This window comes from Telluria sp. RB2R28, assembly GCF_059685835.1.
The window spans coordinates 46,511-65,627 of the sequence record NZ_JCASIK010000009.1 but is presented as its reverse complement, the minus strand read 5'-3'; the positions used below and the strand labels follow the sequence as shown (position 1 = coordinate 65,627).

Sequence of the window (19,117 nt, the reverse complement as noted above, 5' to 3'; positions counted from 1 at the left end):
GGGCAGCGTTCAGCGGACGCTGTCTCATTGCACCATCCTGCCTGCACCACGCCACGCCGTAGTGCAAAATCAACAGGTTATAATGACCGGTTCCATCTCCCACATTACGTCTGCAGAAATCATGCAAGAAAAATATAGTCCAGCCGAAGTCGAACAGGCCGCCCAGGCCTACTGGAAATCGATCGATGCCTATAAAGCCGTCGAACACGATCCGCGTTTCCCGAAGGGCAAGTACTACGCCTGCTCGATGCTGCCTTACCCATCGGGCAAGCTGCACATGGGCCACGTGCGCAACTATACGATCAACGACGTGATGTACCGCTACCTGCGGATGAACGGCTACAACGTCCTGATGCCGATGGGCTGGGATGCGTTTGGCATGCCGGCGGAAAACGCGGCCATGGCCAACAACGTGCCGCCGGCCGAATGGACCTACTCGAACATCGCCCACATGCGTGGCCAGATGGAGTCGATGGGCCTGGCGATCGACTGGTCGCGCGAGATGACCGCCTGCAAGCCGGACTACTACAAGTGGAACCAGTGGATGTTCCTCAAGATGCTCGAGAAGGGCATCATCTACCAGAAGACGGGCACCGTGAACTGGGACCCGGTCGACCAGACCGTGCTGGCCAACGAGCAGGTCGTCGATGGCCGCGGCTGGCGTTCGGGCGCGCTCATTGAAAAGCGCGAAATCCCGATGTACTACGTGCGCATCACTGAATACGCCGACGAACTGCTCGACCATGTCGACAACAAGCTGCCGGGCTGGCCCGAGCGCGTGCGCACGATGCAGGCCAACTGGATTGGCAAGTCGACCGGCGTGCGCTTCGCGTTCCCGCACACGATCGCCGATGACACCGGCGCGCCGATCGACGACGGCAAGCTCTACGTGTTCACCACGCGCGCCGACACGATCATGGGCGTGACCTTCTGCGCCGTGGCGCCGGAGCACGCGCTGGCCCAGCACGCGGCAAAGAACAACCCGGCGCTGCAGCAATTCATCGCCGAATGCAAACTCGGTTCCGTCATCGAAGCCGACATGGCGACGATGGAAAAGAAGGGCATGCCGACCGGCCTGTTCGTCACCCATCCGGTCACGCAGGAGCAGATTCCGGTCTGGGTCGGCAACTACGTCCTGATCACCTACGGCGATGGCGCCGTGATGGGTGTGCCGGCGCATGACGAACGCGATTTCGGCTTCGCCAAAAAATACAATCTGCCGATCAAGCAGGTCGTGGCCGTCGAAGGCCAGGAATTCTCGCTCGACGCCTGGCAGGAGTGGTACGGCGACAAGGACAACGGCCGCACGATCAACTCGGGCAAGTACGACGGCCTCGATTACACCTCGGCCGTCAACGCGGTCTCGGGTGAACTGGCGAGCCAGGACCTGGGCGCCAAGAAGGTCACGTTCCGCCTGCGCGACTGGGGCATCTCGCGCCAGCGCTACTGGGGCACGCCGATCCCGATGATCCACTGCGCCGAGTGCGGCATCGTGCCGGTGCCAGAGGCCGACCTGCCGGTCGTGCTGCCCGAGCACCTGGTCCCGGACGGCACCGGCAATCCACTGAACAAGGACGAAGCGTTCCTCAAGTGCGACTGCCCGACCTGCGGCAAGCCTGCGCGCCGCGAGACCGACACGATGGACACGTTCATTGATTCGTCGTGGTACTACATGCGCTATACGTCGCCGGGTTCGAACGACGCGATGGTCGACGAGCGCAACGATTACTGGATGCCGATGGACCAGTACATCGGCGGCATCGAACACGCCGTCATGCACCTGCTGTACGCGCGCTTCTGGACCAAGGTGATGCGCGACTTCGGCCTGGTCAAATTCGACGAGCCGTTCGTGAACCTGCTCACGCAGGGCATGGTGCTCAACGAGACCTACTACCGCGAAGACGCATCGACCAAGAAGACCTGGTTCAATCCAGCCGATGTCGAGCTGACCTTCGACGACAAGGGCCGCCCGCAAAGCGCGGTGTTGAAGGCCGACGGCCAGCCGGTGGAAATCGGCGGCACCGAAAAAATGTCGAAGTCCAAAAACAACGGCATCGATCCGCAAGCGCAGATCGAGCAGTACGGCGCCGACACCGCGCGCCTGTTTACGATGTTCGCGTCGCCACCTGAGCAGACGCTCGAGTGGTCGAACAGCGGCGTCGAAGGCGCCAGCCGCTTCCTGCGCCGCGTGTGGGCCTTCGGCTACGCGCAGCGCGCGCGCATTGCCGCCGCCCTCACGGGTGAAGTGCAGGGCACGCACACCGACGCACAGAAAACGCTGCGCCGCGAAGTGCACAAGATCCTGCAGCAGGCCGACTACGACCTGAAGCGCATCCAGTACAACACGGTGGTCTCGGCGTGCATGAAGATGCTCAACACGCTCGAGTCAAGCAAGCTCGATGACAGCGCAGCGTCCAACGCCATCATCGCCGAAGGCTTCTCGATCTTCCTGCGCTTGCTGAACCCGGTCGCGCCGCACATCACGCACGCACTGTGGCAAGAGCTTGGCTTTGCCGGTGTCCACGGCGACCTGCTCAACGCCCCATGGCCGGAAGTCGACCCGCAGGCGCTCGAACAGTCCGAGATCGACATGATGATCCAGGTGAACGGCAAGCTGCGTGGTTCGGTCAAGGTCGCAAAGGATGCGGACAAGGCGACCATCGAAGCGGCTGCGCTGGCCAGCGAAGCGGTGCAGAAGTTCATCGAAGGCACGCCGAAGAAGGTCATCGTCGTGCCGGGCAAACTTGTCAATATCGTGGTCTGATGATGAACACTTCGAACAACAACTACCTCGTACGCGCCCTTGGTGCAGTCCTGCTGGTCGCGATGCTGGCCGGCTGCGGCTTCAAGCTGCGCGGCAGCGACGGCCAGTACAACGTGCCGTTCCAGAGCATCTGGCTGTCGTTCAACGAAGCCTCGCCGCTGGGCACGGAGCTCAAGCGCAACCTGCGCGCGGGCGACAACCTGCGCATCGAATCCGATGCGTCCAAGGCCGAGGCGTTGTTCGATGTGATCAGCGAGTCGCGTGGCAAGTCGATCCTGTCGCTTAACAGCCTGGGTCGCGTGCGTGAATACTCGCTGAGCTACACGCTGGTGTTCCAGGTGCGCGACGCCAACAACCGCCAGCTGCTGGCGCCGACCGAGATCACCCTGCGCCGCAATATCGCGTTCGATGAATCGCAGGTGCTGGCCAAGGAATCCGAAGAAGCGCTGCTGTACCGCGACATGCAGTCCGACCTGGTGCAGCAGATCCTGCGCCGCCTGGTGGCGATCAAGCCGCTGGCGCCCGTGACGGCGCCAGCGACGCCGGCCGCTGTCTTGCCGACGCCGTAAACGATGCAACTGCGGCTCGAAGCGCTCGACGGCCACCTGGCCAAGAACCTGGCGCAGCTGTACGTGATCGCCAGCGACGAGCATCTGCTGGCGCTGGAAGCGGCTGACCGTATCCGCAAGGCGGCGCGTGCGCAGGGCTATACCGAGCGCGATGTGCTCAGTGTGGAGCGCACTTTTAAATGGGGCGAGCTGCTGGCGGCGAATCAGGCACTGTCGCTGTTCGGCGACAAGAAGCTGATCGAGCTGCGCATCCCCACCGGCAAACCGGGCAAGGACGGCAGCGCCGCGCTGCAGGCCTATGCGAAAGACCTCAGCCCCGACAACCTGACCTTGATCACGCTGCCCAAGCTTGACTGGCAGACGGCCAAGGCGTCGTGGGTGACGGCGCTGCAGCAGGCCGCCGTGTACATCGACATCCCGAACATCGAGCGCGCGCAACTGCCGGCCTGGATCGGCAACCGGTTGGCAGCACAGGGTCAGAGCGCCGAGCGCCAGAGCCTGGACTTCATCGCCGACCGCGTCGAAGGCAATCTGCTGGCGGCGCACCAGGAGATTCAAAAGCTCGGCCTGCTCCACGAGCCGGGCAAACTCACGTTCGAGCAGGTGCACGACGCCGTGCTGAACGTGGCGCGCTACGACGTGTTCAAGCTGTCCGAGGCGATGCTCACGGGCGACACGGCGCGCCTGGTGCGCATGCTCGAAGGCCTGAAGGGCGAAGGCGAAGCGCTGCCGCTGGTGTTGTGGGCAGTGGCCGAAGAAATCCGCACGCTGCTAAAATTGAAGAGCGGGATGAGTCAGGGCAGGCCACTAAATGCGCTGCTCAAGGAATACCGGATCTGGGGGCCGCGCGAGCGGATGATGGAGCCGGCGCTGCGCCGCGTGTCGCTTGCGACGCTCGAAGCGGCGCTGCAACAGGCAGCGCAGGTCGACCGCATGGTCAAGGGTTTGCGCGCGAAAAATTTTGCGGGCGACGCGTGGGATGCGATGTTGCAGCTGGCGTTGCGGGTGGCGCGGTAAGCCTTCCGCAGCAAAGCCGTTGCTCGACGCCGATGGACAGCGCCGCCTTGCGCGTGCCAGGTTAATGCAATGGAAAACACGATGGACATCACCGCACACATGCACCAGCTGGGCCAGCAGGCCCGCGCCGCCTCGCGCGCCATGGCGCGCGCCGACACCGCCACCCGCAACCGCGCCCTGAGCCTGATCGCCGATGCGATCGAACGCGACGCCGACCTGCTGCGCGCCGCCAATGCCCGTGACCTGGAGGCCGCGCAGGCGGCCGGCCTGGCCCCGGCGCTGATGGACCGCCTGGCGTTATCAAACGCCGCGATCGCGACGATGGTCGCGGGCCTGCGCCAGATCGTCGCCTTGCCCGATCCGGTCGGCGAAATCTCGAACATGAAGGTGCGCCCGAGCGGCATCCAGGTCGGCCAGATGCGCGTGCCGCTGGGCGTGATCGGCATCATCTATGAAGCGCGTCCGAACGTGACGGTCGATGCGGCGGGCCTGTGCATCAAGAGCGGCAATGCCGCGATCCTGCGCGGCGGCTCGGAAGCGATCCACTGCAACCGCGCGCTGGCCACGCTGGTGGCCGAAGGCCTGGTGGGCGCTGGCCTGCCGCAGGCGGCGGTGCAGGTGGTCGACACGGTCGACCGCGCCGCCGTCGGTGCGCTGATCACGATGCCGCAGTACGTGGACGTGATCGTCCCGCGCGGCGGCAAGGGCCTGATCGCGCGCCTGATGGCCGAAGCCACGGTCCCGATGATCAAGCACCTCGATGGCATCTGCCACGTCTACATCGACGACAAGGCCGATATCGATAAAGCGCTGGCCATCGCGTTCAATGCCAAGTGCCACCGCTACGGCACTTGCAACACGATGGAAACGCTGCTGGTTGCGCGCGGCATCGCGCCGACCGTGCTGCCGCGCCTGGCCGAGCTGTATGCGACCAAGGACGTCGAACTGCGCGCCGATCCGGAAGCGTTCGCGATCCTGACCGGTTATACGCATCTGGTCGCGGCAACGGAAGAGGACTGGTCGACCGAATACCTGGCCCCGATCCTGGCCGTGAAGGTGGTGGCCGGCATCGACGAAGCGATGGACCATATCGATGCGTATTCGTCGAAGCACACCGAATCGATCGTCACCGAAGACCACAGCGGCGCCATGCGTTTCCTGCGCGAAGTCGACTCGGCGTCGGTGATGATCAATGCGTCGACGCGCTTTGCCGATGGTTTCGAATACGGCCTGGGCGCCGAGATCGGCATTTCGAACGACAAGCTGCACGCACGCGGCCCGGTAGGGCTGGAAGGCCTCACGTCGCTCAAGTACGTCGTGTTCGGGCACGGCGAAGTACGCAACTGAATTCAACGTTCACCACAAGGAAAGCATGTACCTCTGGATCAAAGCACTGCACATCGTCTTCATTGCGTCCTGGTTCGCCGGCCTGTTCTACCTGCCGCGCCTGTTCGTCAACCTGGCCGAGGAAACCAACCCTGCGGCGCGCGACCGCCTCTTGGGCATGGCGCGCCGGCTGTACCGCTTCTCGATGATCCTGTCTGTGCCGGCGGTGCTGCTGGGCGGGTGGCTGTGGCTGGGCTACGGCATCCAGGGCGGCTGGCTGCATGCCAAGCTGCTGCTCGTGTTCCTGACGATCGGCTACCATCATATGTGCGGCGGCATCCTCAAGAAATTCGAGCGCGGCGTCAATACGCGTAGCCACAAATGGTACCGCTGGTTCAATGAAGTGCCGGTCGTGCTGATGCTGGCGATTGTCATCCTGGTGACCGTCAAGCCGTTCTAAACCTGCATTTTTTGTATTGCTGCGTCATCGGCCCGGGCCGGTGGCGCGTTTAATTTTTCATCGTTTCATCGCTTCATCAACGGACAAAGGGTACCCCTCATGGCTTCCTATTTTTGCCCATGCCCACGCGGCATGGAAGCGGCGCTGGCCGAAGAAATCGGCGAAATCGCCGCACAAAGCACCACGCTGAAAGTGCACAACCAGGTGCCCGGCGGCGTGCACTGCTCGGGCACGATGCAGGACGCCTGGCTGCTCAACCTGCATTCGCGCATCGCCTCGCGTGTGCTGATGCGCATGGCCCAGCGCAGCTACACCACCGAAAACGACATTTACGACCTGGTGCTCGAGCAGACCTGGGAAGACTGGTTCGGCCCCGATCACACGATCCGCGTCGACGTCACGGCCGTCAAGTCGCCGCTGCGCAGCCTCGAATTCACCACGCTCAAGATCAAGGACGCGATCTGCGACCGCTTCCGCGACCAGTACGACAAGCGCCCGTCGGTCAACACGCGCGAACCGGACATGCGCATCGTCGGCTTCCTCGACGCCCGCAACTTCATCGTCTACCTCGACACCTCGGGCGAAGCGCTGTTCAAGCGCGGCTGGCGTGAAGAGACGGGCGACGCGCCGCTGCGCGAGAACCTCGCTGCGGGCCTGCTGCGCGTCTCGGGCTGGAAGCCCGGCGTGCCGCTGTTCGATCCGATGTGCGGTTCGGGCACGATCCTCGTCGAAGCCGCCCAGATGCTGCAAGGGATTCCATCCGGCGCGCGCCGCAGCTTCGCCTTCGAAAAGTTCGCCGACCACGACCGCCAGGCCTGGGCCGCGATGAAAGCGGCGGTCAAGCCGAACGTGCTGCCGCAAGAGCCGACCATCTTCGGCTCGGACATCTCGGGCGACATGGTCGAAATGACGCGCCATAACCTGAAGATCGCCGGCATCCTGTTCGATGTGCCGCTCAAGCAGATCGAAGCGCAGCATGTGTCGGCGCCGACGACCGAGCCGGGCATCCTGCTCACCAACCCGCCGTACGGCGAGCGGATCGGCGTGCGCGGCGACAGCACCCTGCCGCAGGACGACATGGCGGCCGGCTTCTACGCCGCGTTTTCCACGACGCTCAAGCAGCGCTTTGCCGGCTGGACCGCCTATCTGTTCACGGCCGACCTGGGCCTGCCGAAAATGCTGCGCCTGAAAGAGTCGCGCAAGACACCGTTCTTCAATGGCGCGCTCGAATGCCGCCTGTTCCGTTTCGACATGGTGGCGGGCTTCAACCGCCGCGAGGAAGCCAAACCAAAGCAGGACTGACCCGGAACCGCCCCATGCTGCCAGAACCATCCGATCTGCCCAAGGACCCCGTCACCCCCGTGCCGCCGCCGCCGCCGCACAAGATCGCGATGCTCTCGGCAGGCGGACTGGCAACGCTGCTGGCGGCGCTGTCGATGCTGGGGCCATTCTCGATCGACGCCTACCTGCCGGCGTTCCCGCAGATCCAGGCCCAGCTGGCCGCCACGCCGTTGCAGGTCCAGCAAACCCTCACCGCCTACATGCTGGCCTTTGCCGTCATGGTGCTGTGGCATGGCGCGCTGTCCGATGCATTCGGGCGCCGCAATGTGATCCTGGTGGCGCTGGTGGTGTTCGCGATCGGCAGCTTCGGCTGCGCCTCGGCGTCGTCGGTGGAATACCTGTGGGTGTTTCGCATCCTTCAGGGTGTGTCGGCCGGGGCCGGCGTGGTGGTGGGGCGCGCGATCATCCGCGATTTGTATTCGGATACGGCGGCGGCGCGCCTGCTGTCGATGGTCACGATGATCTTCTCGATCGCTCCGGCTATCGCGCCGGTGGTGGGCGGCTGGATCGTCACGCTGCTCGACTGGCGCGCGATCTTCCTGGCGCTGTCGGTCTACACCGTGCTGCTGTTCTGGTTCTGCTGGAAGCACCTGCCCGAGACGGTGCCGCCGGCCGAGCGCCAGCCGTTCAATCCGCGCTTCCTCGCCCAGAGCTATGGCGCCATCTTCAGCTCGTTCCTGTTCCTGACGATGGCCGGCGTGACGGCGCTGAACTTCGCCGGCCTGTTTTTGTACATCGCTGCAGCGCCTGTCATGCTGCCCGAAAGCCTGGGCCTGGGCCCGTCCGAATTCGCGTGGCTGTTCGTGCCGACCGTGAGCGGCATCTTCCTCGGTTCGCTCGTTGCCAACCGGCTGGCCGGCAAGATGGACTTCGCGCGCCAGATCCGCATGGGCTTTTTCTTCATGCTGGGCGCCGTGACCTTCAACGTGATCTACCACGCGTTTCTTCCGCCGGCCCTGCCGTGGACCGTGGCGCCGATGTTCTTCTTCACCTTTGGCAGTTCGCTGATCGCGCCCGGCGCGACGCTGCTGGCGCTCGACCTGTTCCCGCGTATTCGCGGCACGGTCGCGTCGTGCCAGTCGTTCATTCTGACGCTGCTGGGCGCTGTCGTGGCCGGCGCCGTCGCGCCGGCGTTGTCGCATTCAGTGCTGGCGCTGGCGCTGGGCCAGGCATTCTTCGTGCTGTTGTCGCTTGCATGCTGGGATACCGCGCGGCGGCATCGCCGCAAGCTGCGCGCCCGGGGCGAACTGACACCCTGATATCGCATCGAGCGAGTGTGAATCGTGGAAACAGTCGTATCGTTACAACAAGTTTCAAGCGCGGCTGTGTTTACTACCCGAGAAAGCCCGTTGCAACGAGTATTACCGTAACTATTGTTCCTGATCAGAAATGTATATATGTTACGATACGTTTTTATCATCTGGAGCAGTTGGCAGACCTCTCGCCTGTTCCATGCACTGAAGTGCAGGGCGACGTGGCATGCCTGTTCGGGCGCGATCGCCACCTACCAGAACCCTTCGACAAGTGGCGGCCGTGCTTGATAACATGCTCCTATCCGATCAGGATATTCGCAATCGCTTGCTGATCGCCCGGCTGCCGGCCATGCCGCAGATCCTGGTCAAGCTGATCGAGCACCTGCAGGCCGACGATCTCGGCATGCCGGAACTCGCCGCGCTGATTGCGAAGGACGCCGGCATGACGGCCAAGCTGCTGGCCGTTGCCAACAGCTCGGCCTACCACCGCAGCACGCGCAGCGCCAACCTCGAACAATCGCTGGTGGCGCTGGGCACCGACATGATCAAGACGCTCGTGATCAGCGACTCGGTGTTCCAGACCTTCAACAGCTTCCCGCATGCCGGCAGCATCGACCTGCGCGCATTCTGGAAAAACTCCCTGACGGCCGCCGTGATCGCGCGCGATGCCGCGCGCATGCTCGACTACGTGCATCCCGAAGAAGCCTACCTGGCGGGCCTCCTGCACAATGTCGGCCGCCTGGCGCTGCTGGCCGCCGCGCCCAAGGAATACGCGTTCAACTTCACCGCGATCGATGACGAAGACTTGTGCGCGGTTGAACAGCGCACGCTCCAGATCACCCACGCCGAAGCGGGCGCCTGGCTGATCGAACGCTGGCAGCTCGATTCGTTCCTGGCCGATGCAGTGCTGTACCACCACGAGCCGGGTGACCGCCTGGAAGGCAGCCATCTCCTGATCCGCATCGTGCGCCTGGCGCATGTGCTGACCTGCCATGCGCACGACGAGGAGATGGTGCACGACGCCTGCGCGCTGTGCGGGATCGACGCTGTGCGCACGACGCACCTGATCGACGGCGCTGCGCGCCAGGTCGAGCAGGCCGCCGCGCATCTGGGCATCGACCTGGCGGGCGCCGATGACATCCCGCAGCCATCGGCTTATGCGCCGCCGCCGCCGGTCGACCCGGTGCAAAAGCGCCTGAACGAAGAAGTGCGCAATATGGTGCTGGTGTCCGAGGTCGGCCAGACCCTGGCGCGCCAGCAGGGCGAGTCGGGCCTGCTCGACGCGATGACGCGCACCGCCCGCATCCTGTTCGATTTCGAGAGCGCGGTCGTGCTGCTCGAGAATGCCACCGGCCATCTGTTGTCGGGCGCCCCGGCGCCGGGCGTGGCGCGCATCGCCGATTTTTCGGTGTCGCTGGCCAAGGGCGGCCCTGTGGCGCGCAGCGCGCTGGAGCGCCGGCCCGCGTTCGTGGGGGGCAACCGCCAGCAGCTAGGCCTGGCCGAAGAGCAGCTGCTGCGCATCCTTGGCACCGACAGCCTGGTGGTGGTGCCGCTGGTGGCCGGCGCGCGCTGTCTGGGCGTGCTGGTTGGCGGCGTGCCGGCCTGGCAGCTGCCGCATTGCCAGCGCCGCGAGCGGTTCATGCAGGCCTTTGGCGCGCAGGCCGCCGGCGCGCTCGAGAACCTGCTGCTCGAACGTGGTCACGCACGCCGCCAGCTGGCCAATGTGGCCGAAGAATTCCGCGATGCGTCGCGCCGCGTGGTACATGAAGTGAACAACCCGCTGGCGATCATCAAGAATTACCTGAGCATCCTGGATGGCAAGCTGGCGCGCCAGGAACCGGTGGGCGGCGAGCTGTCGATCCTGAACGAAGAGATCGACCGCGTCGGCCAGTTGATCGGCTCCCTGGCCGAACCGCAGGTGCCGGAGACCGGTCCGCGGCCGGTCGATGCCGCCCGTGTCGTCGACGATGTGCTGCGCCTGTTCCGCACCAGCGGCTTCGTGCCGGGCGGCGTGCAGATCGCGGCGCACATGGACGGCGACAGCGCGATCGAGGGCGACCCCGATGTGCTCAAGCAGATCCTGGTGAACCTGATCAAGAATGCGGTCGAAGCATTCGGCCCACAGCACAAGAACAGCGGCCGGATCGAGGTCGTCAACCGCGGCCACGTCAACCGCGAGCGCCACCTGTACGTCGAACTTGGCGTGAACGACAATGGTCCGGGCCTGTCGCGCGAAGTGCTGGCCAACCTGTTCATGCCCGTCAAGAGCAGCAAGGAAGGCGCGCTCGATGGCGGCAAGCGCGGGCTGGGCCTGTCGATCGTCCATGGCCTGGTCAAGAAGATGGGTGGCCATATCGCCTGCCGCAGCGCCAGTTCCGGCACTTCGTTTGAAATACTCCTGCCGGCGTACACCGGCGCTGGCACGGCGCTCGCGCTGCCGGCGCGCGCGCTCGGTTCCGCCTGACCCTCACCATGCACGCGCACCCTGCCACCATGCTCCCTGGTGAACCCTCCCCATTTTCCCCGACACTTGACGCCGACAGCCAGCCACGCCTGCTGCTGGTCGACGATGAACCCCGCCTGCTGGCGTCGCTGTACGAATTGCTGCAGGGGCGCGGCTACCGCCTCACGACCGCGCCATCCGGCACGGAAGCGCTGGCGCAGCTGTCGCGCCAGCGCTTCGACCTGGTCCTGCTCGACCTGCGCCTGCCCGATATCGGCGGCCACGAGATCATGGACTTCATCAACGACAAGGGGATCGACGCCGACGTGATCGTGATGAGCGGCGAGGTGGGCATCGACGCCGCGATCGGCGCGCTCAAGCGCGGCGCTTACAGCTACCTGCGCAAGCCGTACAGCCGCGAAGAGCTGCTCTCGACCGTCAGCAATGCACTGGGGCGCCGGCGCCTGGCGCTGGAAAACGCGCGCATCGCGAACCAGCTCGAGAACTCCGAGAAGATGTACCGCTACCTGGTCGACTCGTCGCCGGACATCATCTATACGCTCAACCACGAGGGCCGCTTCACGTTCGTCAACGACCGCGCCTACCAGCTGCTCGGCTACACGCGCGAAGAGCTGATCGGCAAGCATTACTCGATCGTCGTGCACGAAGAAGACCTGGAACGCGCGCGCTACGTGTTCAACGAGCGCCGCATCGACGAACGCGCGTCGCGCAACGTCGAACTGCGCCTGAAGTGCCGGGGCGGGAATGGCAACACCAGCAACGACCGCACGTTCAACACGACGCTGATGACGATTTCGCTCAACGCGATCGGCATGCACGTGCCGGACCAGGAAGTGAAAAAGCTCGAGTTCTTCGGCACCTATGGCGTGGCGCGCGATATCACCGACCGCAAGCGCGCCGAAGAAGTCATCGCCTACCAGGCCTACCACGACATCCTGACCGACCTGCCGAACCGCATCCTGTTCAAGGATCGCCTGGGCCTGGCCGTGATCCAGGCCAAGCGCAAGCAGACCGAACTCGCTGTGATGTTCATCGACCTCGATCGCTTCAAGCTGGTGAACGACACGCTCGGCCACGTCAAGGGCGATGAACTGCTGCAGCAGGCGGCCAGCCGCCTGAAGGAATGCCTGCGCAAGGGCGACACGCTGGCGCGCCAGGGCGGCGACGAATTTACCATCGTGCTGCCCGAACTGGTCAGCCACGACGACGCGCGCATGGTTGCCGACAAATTCCTGGCCTGCCTGCAGCTGCCGTTCGACCTCGATGGCCACGAAGTGCACATCTCGGCCTCGATCGGCATCGCGATCTATCCGAAGGACGGCGAATCGATCGACGAACTGCTGCGCCACGCCGACATCGCGATGTACCAGGTGAAGGCGCTGGGCAAGAATGGCCACAGCTTCTACCACGACTCGATGCTGGAAGTGTCGCACCAGAAGATCGCGCTGGAACAGGCGCTGCGCCGCGCGCTCGAGCACGACGAGCTGGAAATGTTCTACCAGCCGCAGATCGACGCCATGACCGGCAACATCACGGGCGCCGAAGCGCTGATGCGCTGGAACCATCCGACCCGCGGGCGCTTGTCGGCCGGTGAATTCCTGCCGTTCGCCGAAGAAAACGGCCTGATGCTGCCGATATCGGACTGGATGATCGGCGCGCTGTGCCGCGACATGCTGCGCTGGAACGCCGTCGGCGGCAGCGACATCCGGCTCTCGCTGAACCTGTCGCCGCAATACCTCGACCGCGGCGACTTCTTCGAGAAGATGCGCGGGGCGCTCGCGCGTTACGCGATCTCGCCGCAGCAGATCGAGGTCGAGATCACCGAGAACATCTGCATCCGCAACCCGCAGTATGCGATCGAGCAGCTCAACAAACTGTGCGAGCTGGGCGTGTCGATCGCGATCGATGACTTCGGCACCGGCTACTCGTCGCTGTCGTACCTGCACCGCTTCCCGATCCACACGATCAAGATCGACCAGTCGTTCGTCAAGGAGATCCACGAGGAAGACGGCCACTATCCGGTGATCCTGGCGATCATCTCGATCGCGCGCGGCCTGGGCCTGAACCTGATCGCCGAAGGCGTCGAGACCGAAGAACAGGCGCGCTACCTGCGTGCCAACGGCTGCATGACGATGCAGGGCTACCTGTTCTACCGCCCGATTTCGCTGGGCGACTTCATGGTGGCGCTGTGCAGCCGGCCCGGATCGAACCTGCGCGCCGTTCTGGCCTGAAGTGGGCATGCCCGACACGTCGTTGTACAGCGCCGAATTCCTGCGTGTGAAAGGCCTTGCCGAACGTGGCGTGGCCGAGGCCCAGCACAGCCTTGGCTTCATGTACGTGAACGGCCAGGGCGTGGCGCAAAGCGATGAACTGGCGGTGCGCTGGTACCGGCTCGCGGCCACGGCTAACCTGGCGCAGGCCCAGTACAACCTCGGCGTGATGCTGCAGAAGGGCCAGGGCGTGACCCAGGACTTCATGCTGGCCGCCCACTGGTACGAGCGCGCCGCCAGCCAGGGTTACGCGCTGGCCCAGTACAACCTGGGCTGGCTGTACGCCAAAGGACAGGGCGTGGCGCAGGACGTGGGCCGCGCCCTGCACTGGTTTCGCCTCGCCGCAGAGCAGGGCGAGCCGGGCGCCCAGCACAATCTCGGGATGATGTACGACACCGGCAAGGGCGTGGCGCAGGACCAGGATGCGGCGCTGGACTGGTACCGGCGCGCGGCCAGCCAGGGCTACGCCCGTTCGCAGTACAGCCTGGGCCTGCGCTACGACAGCGGCCAGGGCGTGGCGCGCGACCCGGCGCAGGCGCTCGAGTGGCTGCGCAAGGCCGCGCTGCAGGGCTATGCGCCGGCCCAGTTCAATCTGGGCCTGCGCTACGACAAGGGCCAGGACGTGGAAGCGGACGGCGAACAGGCGATGCTGTGGTACGGCCGCGCGGGCATCCAGGGTCATGCCAGTTCGCAGTTCAACCTCGCGCTGATGTATGACACCGGCCACGGTGTGCCGCAGGACGATGCGCTGGCCGCCATCTGGTACCGGCGCGCTGCCCAGCAGGGCCACGCCGGCGCACAGGACAGCCTGGGCATGCGCCATGAACACGGCCAGGGCGTGGTGCAGGATGCAGCGCAGGCCGCCATCTGGTACCGGCGCGCGGCCGAGCAGGGCTTGCCGGTGGCGCAGTACCACCTCGGGCAGCTCCTCGACACGGGCAATGGCGTCGACCGCGATCCAGTGGAGGCCACGGCCTGGTACCGCAAGGCGGCTGACCAGGGCCACCTGCGCGCGCAGTTCGACCTGGGCCTGCGCCACGAAAACGGCATCGGCGCGGCGCAGGACAGCGTGCAGGCACTCGGCTGGTACCGGCGCGCCGCAGCGCAGGGTTACGCGGCGGCGCAGTACATGGTGGCCACGCTGCTCGACCGGCTCGATCTGGGCGACCCGGCCGAAGCCACCGACTGGCTGCACAAGGCGGCCGACCAGAAGCACGCGCTGGCGCAGTTCGAGCTGGGGCTGCGCTACGACTGCGCCAAGGGCGCGGACAAGGATTACGAAGCCGCCCATTTCTGGTACCTGTGCGCGGCGCGCCAGGGCCACGCGCGCGCCCAGTTCAACCTGGGCGTGATGTATGCGGCGGGGCAGGGCGCGCCGCGCGATCTGGTCGAAGCCTATGCGTGGCTGCATCGGGCCGGCGGCGCCGGGATCGGGCCCGCACGCGACTACCTGGCCCGCACCGCGCGCCGCATGGATGCGCAGCAGCTGTCGCTGGCCGAAGGCTTGCTGCTAGCTTAATCTGCGTCCCGTCTTTGACCCGGCGCCACCCGCGCACGGGTGCGCTGCCGCACCCTCTGTCATGACACGCCACGCTATACTGTATGCCCATACAGCCACGGGCGTCCGATGGAACTCAACGACAAGCTCGAAATCCTGGCCGACGCGGCCAAGTACGACGCATCCTGCGCCAGCAGCGGTGCGCCCAAGCGCGGCTCCGAGGGCAAGGACGGCCTGGGCGCCACCACCGGCATGGGCATCTGCCACAGCTACACGCCCGATGGCCGCTGCGTTTCGCTGCTCAAGATCCTGCTCACCAATTTCTGCATCTACGACTGCCAGTACTGCATCAACCGGCGCACGTCGAACGTCCCGCGCGCGCGCTTTGCGGTCGATGAAGTGGTCAAATTGACGCAGGATTTTTACCTGCGCAACTACATCGACGGCCTGTTCCTCAGCTCCGGCATCATCCAGTCGGCCGACTACACGATGGAGCAGCTGGTGGCCGTGGCGCGCACCCTGCGCGAGGTGCACAACTTCCGCGGCTACATCCACCTCAAGACGATTCCCGATGCCGACCCGCTGCTCATTACCGAAGCGGGGCGCTGGGCCGATCGCCTGTCGGTCAATATCGAGCTGCCGACGCACGACAGCGTGACCAAACTGGCGCCCGAAAAGAGCGTCCACACGATCAAGCTGGCGATGGGCTCCATCCGGCGCAAGCTCGATGAAAAAGCCGAAGAGCCAAGGTCGCCCGCGTTTGCGCCGGCCGGCCAGAGCACGCAGATGATCGTCGGCGCTGACGCCAGCGACGACCACACGATCCTCAACACCGCCGAGACGCTGTACGGCAGCTATAAACTCAAGCGCGTGTACTACTCCGCCTTCAGCCCGATCCCGCAAAGCCCCAAGAGCGTGCCGCTCGCGCCACCGCCGCTGCTGCGCGAGCACCGCCTGTACCAGGCCGATTTCCTGCTGCGCAGTTACGGCTTCACGGCCGGCGAGATCATGCCGCAAACGGGCAATCTGGCGCTGGACATCGATCCCAAGCTGGCCTGGGCGCTGTCGAACCGCGACCAGTTTCCGATGGACCTGAACCGCGTCGATGCGACCCTCATCGCGCGGATCCCCGGCATCGGCCTGCGCAACGCCAAGCGCATCGCCGACCTGCGCCGCATCCGCCGCATCCGCTGGGAAGATTTATCGCGGCTGCGCTGCAGCCTGAAAAAACTGGCGCCGTTCGTCGTCACCGCCGACTACAAGCCGGCGCAGGGCGCGACCAGCTCCGACCTGCTGCGCAAGCACATGGCCGACGCGCCGCAGCAGATGAACCTGTGGCCGGAGCTGCAGGCAGCATGACCCCCGCGGCCAGCGCAGCCGTCGTCGCCAGCGAGGCCGTCGCCGCAGTCCGCGCGGGCCAGCCGCTGCTGGTGGCCTCGTTCGTCGAGTGGCGCGCTACGGCCCGCGCCCTGTTGCGCGCCGGCGTGCCGCCCGAGGCAGTGACGTGGGGCGAGCCGGGCGCCGACCTGTTTTCGAGCGCGCCGTCAGCGCCCGCATCGGCCCTGGAGACGGTGCAACCGACTGGCGACCTTCTCGCTGCCCCGCCTATCGAACGGGTGGCACAAGCCACGCCCAGGCCGCAGGTGCCGCGCTCCCTGATGGAGATGCTGCAGACGGCCGCCTGCTACCGCGACCACGACCGCTGGGCCTTCCTGTACCGCGTGGTTTGGCGCTGGCAGCAGGGCGAGCACGATGTGCAGTCGCCCGCCGACCCCGATGGCGCGCGGCTGGCGTCGATGGTCAAGGCCGTGCGGCGCGAGGTGCACGACATGTTTGCGTATATCCGCTTTCGCGAACGGCCGATCGAGGCCGGGCCGCCGCAGTTCGTCGCCTGGTTCGAACCCGCGCACGACGTGCTGCCGCAGGTGGCCGAACATTTCGTCGCCCGCATGGGCAAGATGACCTGGATGATCGCCACGCCCGAGGCCAGCGTGCTGTGGGATGGCGCCACGCTGCACGACGCCGGGCCATTGATGTCCGGCCCCGCCCACCTCGAGGACGACGGCGAGGCGCTGTGGCTGACCTATTACCGCAGCATCTTCAACCCCGCGCGCCTGAACACGAAGGTCATGCAAAGCCATGTGCCGTCGCGCTTCTGGAAGAACCTGCCCGAGGGGGCGCTGGTGCCGTCGATGGTCAGCCAGGCCGGCCTGGGCGCGCGCCGCATCGGCCAGGTCGCCGAGGTGGGCCAGCGCCGCGGCACGACGATCCCGATCGCCGCCGAAAAAGCCCAGCCCGACCGCGAACAGCCATCGAAGCTCGACGAATGCCGGCGCTGCGAACTGTGGCAGCACGCGACGCAGGCCGTCGGCGGCATCGGACCGGACCACGCGCAGATCATGCTTGTCGGCGAGCAGCCGGGCGACCAGGAGGATTTGTCCGGCCAGCCGTTCATCGGGCCAGCCGGCCAGCTGCTCGATCGCGTGTTCGCGCAGGCGGAGGTAGACCGCAAGGGGGTCTACATCACCAACGCCGTCAAGCATTTCAAGTGGGAGCCGCGCGGCAAGCGGCGCCTGCACAAGACGCCGGCGCAGAAAGAGATCGAGGCCTGCCACTACTGGCTCGAAAAGGAAATCGCCACCCGCAAGCCGAAGGTGATCGTGGCGATGGGCGCTACTGCGCTGAAATCGGTGCTGCAGAAGGGGAACGTGACGCTCAGGGACAATCTCGGCCAACCGGTGCGCCATGGCGACGCGTGGGTGGTGACGATCTATCACCCGTCGTACGTGCTGCGCGTGCCGGACGAGGCGACCAAGCACGAAGCGTTTGCCGTGATGGTCGAGGGCTTGCGTGTGGCGCAGTCGCTGCTTGAGCGGCCTGGCGAGAACTGATCCACGTCGCGATATCGTGACGCGTGCGGAGGCGGGCGGGCACCCCTCCCAGGCCATCCTTATCCGCACACTGCGCCTTGCATATGCATTCGAAAGTCCTTGTGATCGCCGCGATGGCCGCCTCATAATCGGCGCACGCTGGCTACTTTCACAACAGGATACCTTCATGCGCCCACTCGTCGTTCCCGCACTGTGCTTGTCGTTGCTGGCTGCCCCTGGATGGGCACAGTCGCTTGACGGGGCCGGTGCCCCGCCTGCCGCTGTCGTTGCCACGGACGCGGTCGAACCTGCGCCGGAACAGATCCACGTCGTCGCCCAGCGGCCCGGTCCCGGCATGTGGAAAGTGAAGAAGGGCGACCATGTGCTGTGGGTGTTTGGCACCTATGCGCCGCTGCCGAAGAACATGACATGGCGTTCGCAGCAGGTAGAAAACGTCATCAAGCATTCGCAGGAGTACCTGTCACCGCCTGGTGCCACGGCCAAGCCGGGTTTTTTCAAAATGGTCACGCTGCTGCCAAGTCTGATCGGCGTGCGCAAGAATCCGGATGGCGCGCAGCTGCGTGACGTGCTGCCGCAGGCAGACTACGCACAGTGGAGCACGCTCAAGGCAACTTACCTGCCCGAAAACAGCGACGTCGAACGCGAGCGGCCGATCTTTGCCGCGCAGGCGTTGACAGAAGCGGCGCGCAAGGAAGCGGGGCTGGTGAACGGCTACGCCGTGCGCAAGCAGGTGCTCGCCCTGATCAAGAAGAGTGAGCTGAAACAGACATCGACGGAGGTTGAACTACCGACGGACAATGCGCGCGCGTTGATCAAGAACTTCAAGAAGTCGAATCTGGCTGATGCCGCCTGCCTGAGGACAACGATGGCCATACTGAAGCAGGATCTCGACGGCGCTACAGCGCGCGCCAATGCCTGGGCCAAGGGCGACGTGGATGAGATGCGCAAGCTGAACTACGCCGAACGCGAGGAGGCGTGTTTCGGTGCGCTGATGAACAGCGCCGCGCTCGATACGGAGCCTGAATGGAAGAACGTGAAGGCGCGCTCGCATGCGAAGTGGATCGCATCGGCCGAGAAAGCACTTGCTGCCAATGCATCGACCTTTGCGCTGTTGTCGATGGACGATATTTTCGATCCGAAAGGCGTGATCGCGGCGCTGGTGGCGAAGGGGTATGAAGTCGAGTCGCCTGAATGATGTGATGCCGCGCGCATGGCTAACGAGCAGCATGCGCGTACTTCGGTTGAGAATTTGTCAAACCTTCGC

At 65.1% G+C, this 19,117-nt stretch carries 13 protein-coding genes; all 13 read left to right on the top strand.

Translation table 11 applies throughout. The features are described 5' to 3' along the window. Window positions 1-121 precede the first annotated feature (121 nt). Window positions 122-2,764 (top strand): leucine--tRNA ligase, encoded by a 2,643-nt coding sequence (gene leuS, locus AC56LV_RS23295; RefSeq protein ID WP_499561192.1) that lies wholly within the window; start codon window positions 122-124, stop codon window positions 2,762-2,764. Continuing rightward, a complete protein-coding gene (locus tag AC56LV_RS23290; RefSeq protein ID WP_499561190.1) occupies window positions 2,764-3,333 on the top strand; it encodes an LPS-assembly lipoprotein LptE in 570 nt (189 codons plus the stop codon). Before leuS ends, AC56LV_RS23290 begins: the two co-directional genes overlap by 1 nt. Before the next feature lie 3 nt (window positions 3,334-3,336). Continuing rightward, window positions 3,337-4,350: a DNA polymerase III subunit delta gene (holA, locus tag AC56LV_RS23285; RefSeq protein WP_499561188.1), complete on the top strand. Its 1,014-nt coding sequence runs from the start codon at window positions 3,337-3,339 to the stop codon at window positions 4,348-4,350. Between the two features lie 81 nt (window positions 4,351-4,431). After that, complete coding sequence (locus AC56LV_RS23280; protein WP_499561185.1) at window positions 4,432-5,697, top strand: glutamate-5-semialdehyde dehydrogenase; 1,266 nt, start codon at window positions 4,432-4,434, stop codon at window positions 5,695-5,697. A 25-nt stretch (window positions 5,698-5,722) separates the two neighbouring features. Then, window positions 5,723-6,136, top strand: a complete 414-nt coding sequence (locus AC56LV_RS23275) for a CopD family protein (protein ID WP_258835892.1) — start codon at window positions 5,723-5,725, stop codon at window positions 6,134-6,136. A 99-nt stretch (window positions 6,137-6,235) separates the two neighbouring features. Next, window positions 6,236-7,438, top strand: coding sequence for a THUMP domain-containing class I SAM-dependent RNA methyltransferase (locus tag AC56LV_RS23270; RefSeq protein WP_499561183.1), 1,203 nt, complete (start codon window positions 6,236-6,238; stop codon window positions 7,436-7,438). Window positions 7,439-7,452: 14 nt separating this feature from the next. Further along, window positions 7,453-8,736, top strand: a complete 1,284-nt coding sequence (locus AC56LV_RS23265) for a multidrug effflux MFS transporter (RefSeq protein WP_499561181.1) — start codon at window positions 7,453-7,455, stop codon at window positions 8,734-8,736. A gap of 286 nt (window positions 8,737-9,022) precedes the next feature. Continuing rightward, window positions 9,023-11,194 carry an HDOD domain-containing protein gene (locus tag AC56LV_RS23260; RefSeq protein WP_499561179.1) on the top strand — a complete coding sequence of 724 codons (2,172 nt, stop codon included), beginning with the start codon at window positions 9,023-9,025 and terminating at the stop codon, window positions 11,192-11,194. An 8-nt stretch (window positions 11,195-11,202) separates the two neighbouring features. Next, a complete protein-coding gene (locus tag AC56LV_RS23255; protein ID WP_499561177.1) occupies window positions 11,203-13,425 on the top strand; it encodes a GGDEF/EAL domain-containing response regulator in 2,223 nt (740 codons plus the stop codon). 7 nt (window positions 13,426-13,432) lie between these two features. Beyond that, window positions 13,433-14,983 carry an SEL1-like repeat protein gene (locus AC56LV_RS23250; RefSeq protein WP_499561175.1) on the top strand — a complete coding sequence of 517 codons (1,551 nt, stop codon included), beginning with the start codon at window positions 13,433-13,435 and terminating at the stop codon, window positions 14,981-14,983. 108 nt (window positions 14,984-15,091) lie between these two features. After that, on the top strand, window positions 15,092-16,321 hold the full coding sequence (locus AC56LV_RS23245) for a putative DNA modification/repair radical SAM protein (protein WP_332533217.1): 1,230 nt from the start codon (window positions 15,092-15,094) through the stop codon (window positions 16,319-16,321). Beyond that, window positions 16,318-17,853: a UdgX family uracil-DNA binding protein gene (locus tag AC56LV_RS23240; protein WP_499561173.1), complete on the top strand. Its 1,536-nt coding sequence runs from the start codon at window positions 16,318-16,320 to the stop codon at window positions 17,851-17,853. Before AC56LV_RS23245 ends, AC56LV_RS23240 begins: the two co-directional genes overlap by 4 nt. After that, window positions 17,831-19,048, top strand: a complete 1,218-nt coding sequence (locus tag AC56LV_RS23235) for a TraB/GumN family protein (protein ID WP_499561171.1) — start codon at window positions 17,831-17,833, stop codon at window positions 19,046-19,048. Before AC56LV_RS23240 ends, AC56LV_RS23235 begins: the two co-directional genes overlap by 23 nt. The last annotated feature ends 69 nt before the right edge of the window (window positions 19,049-19,117 follow it).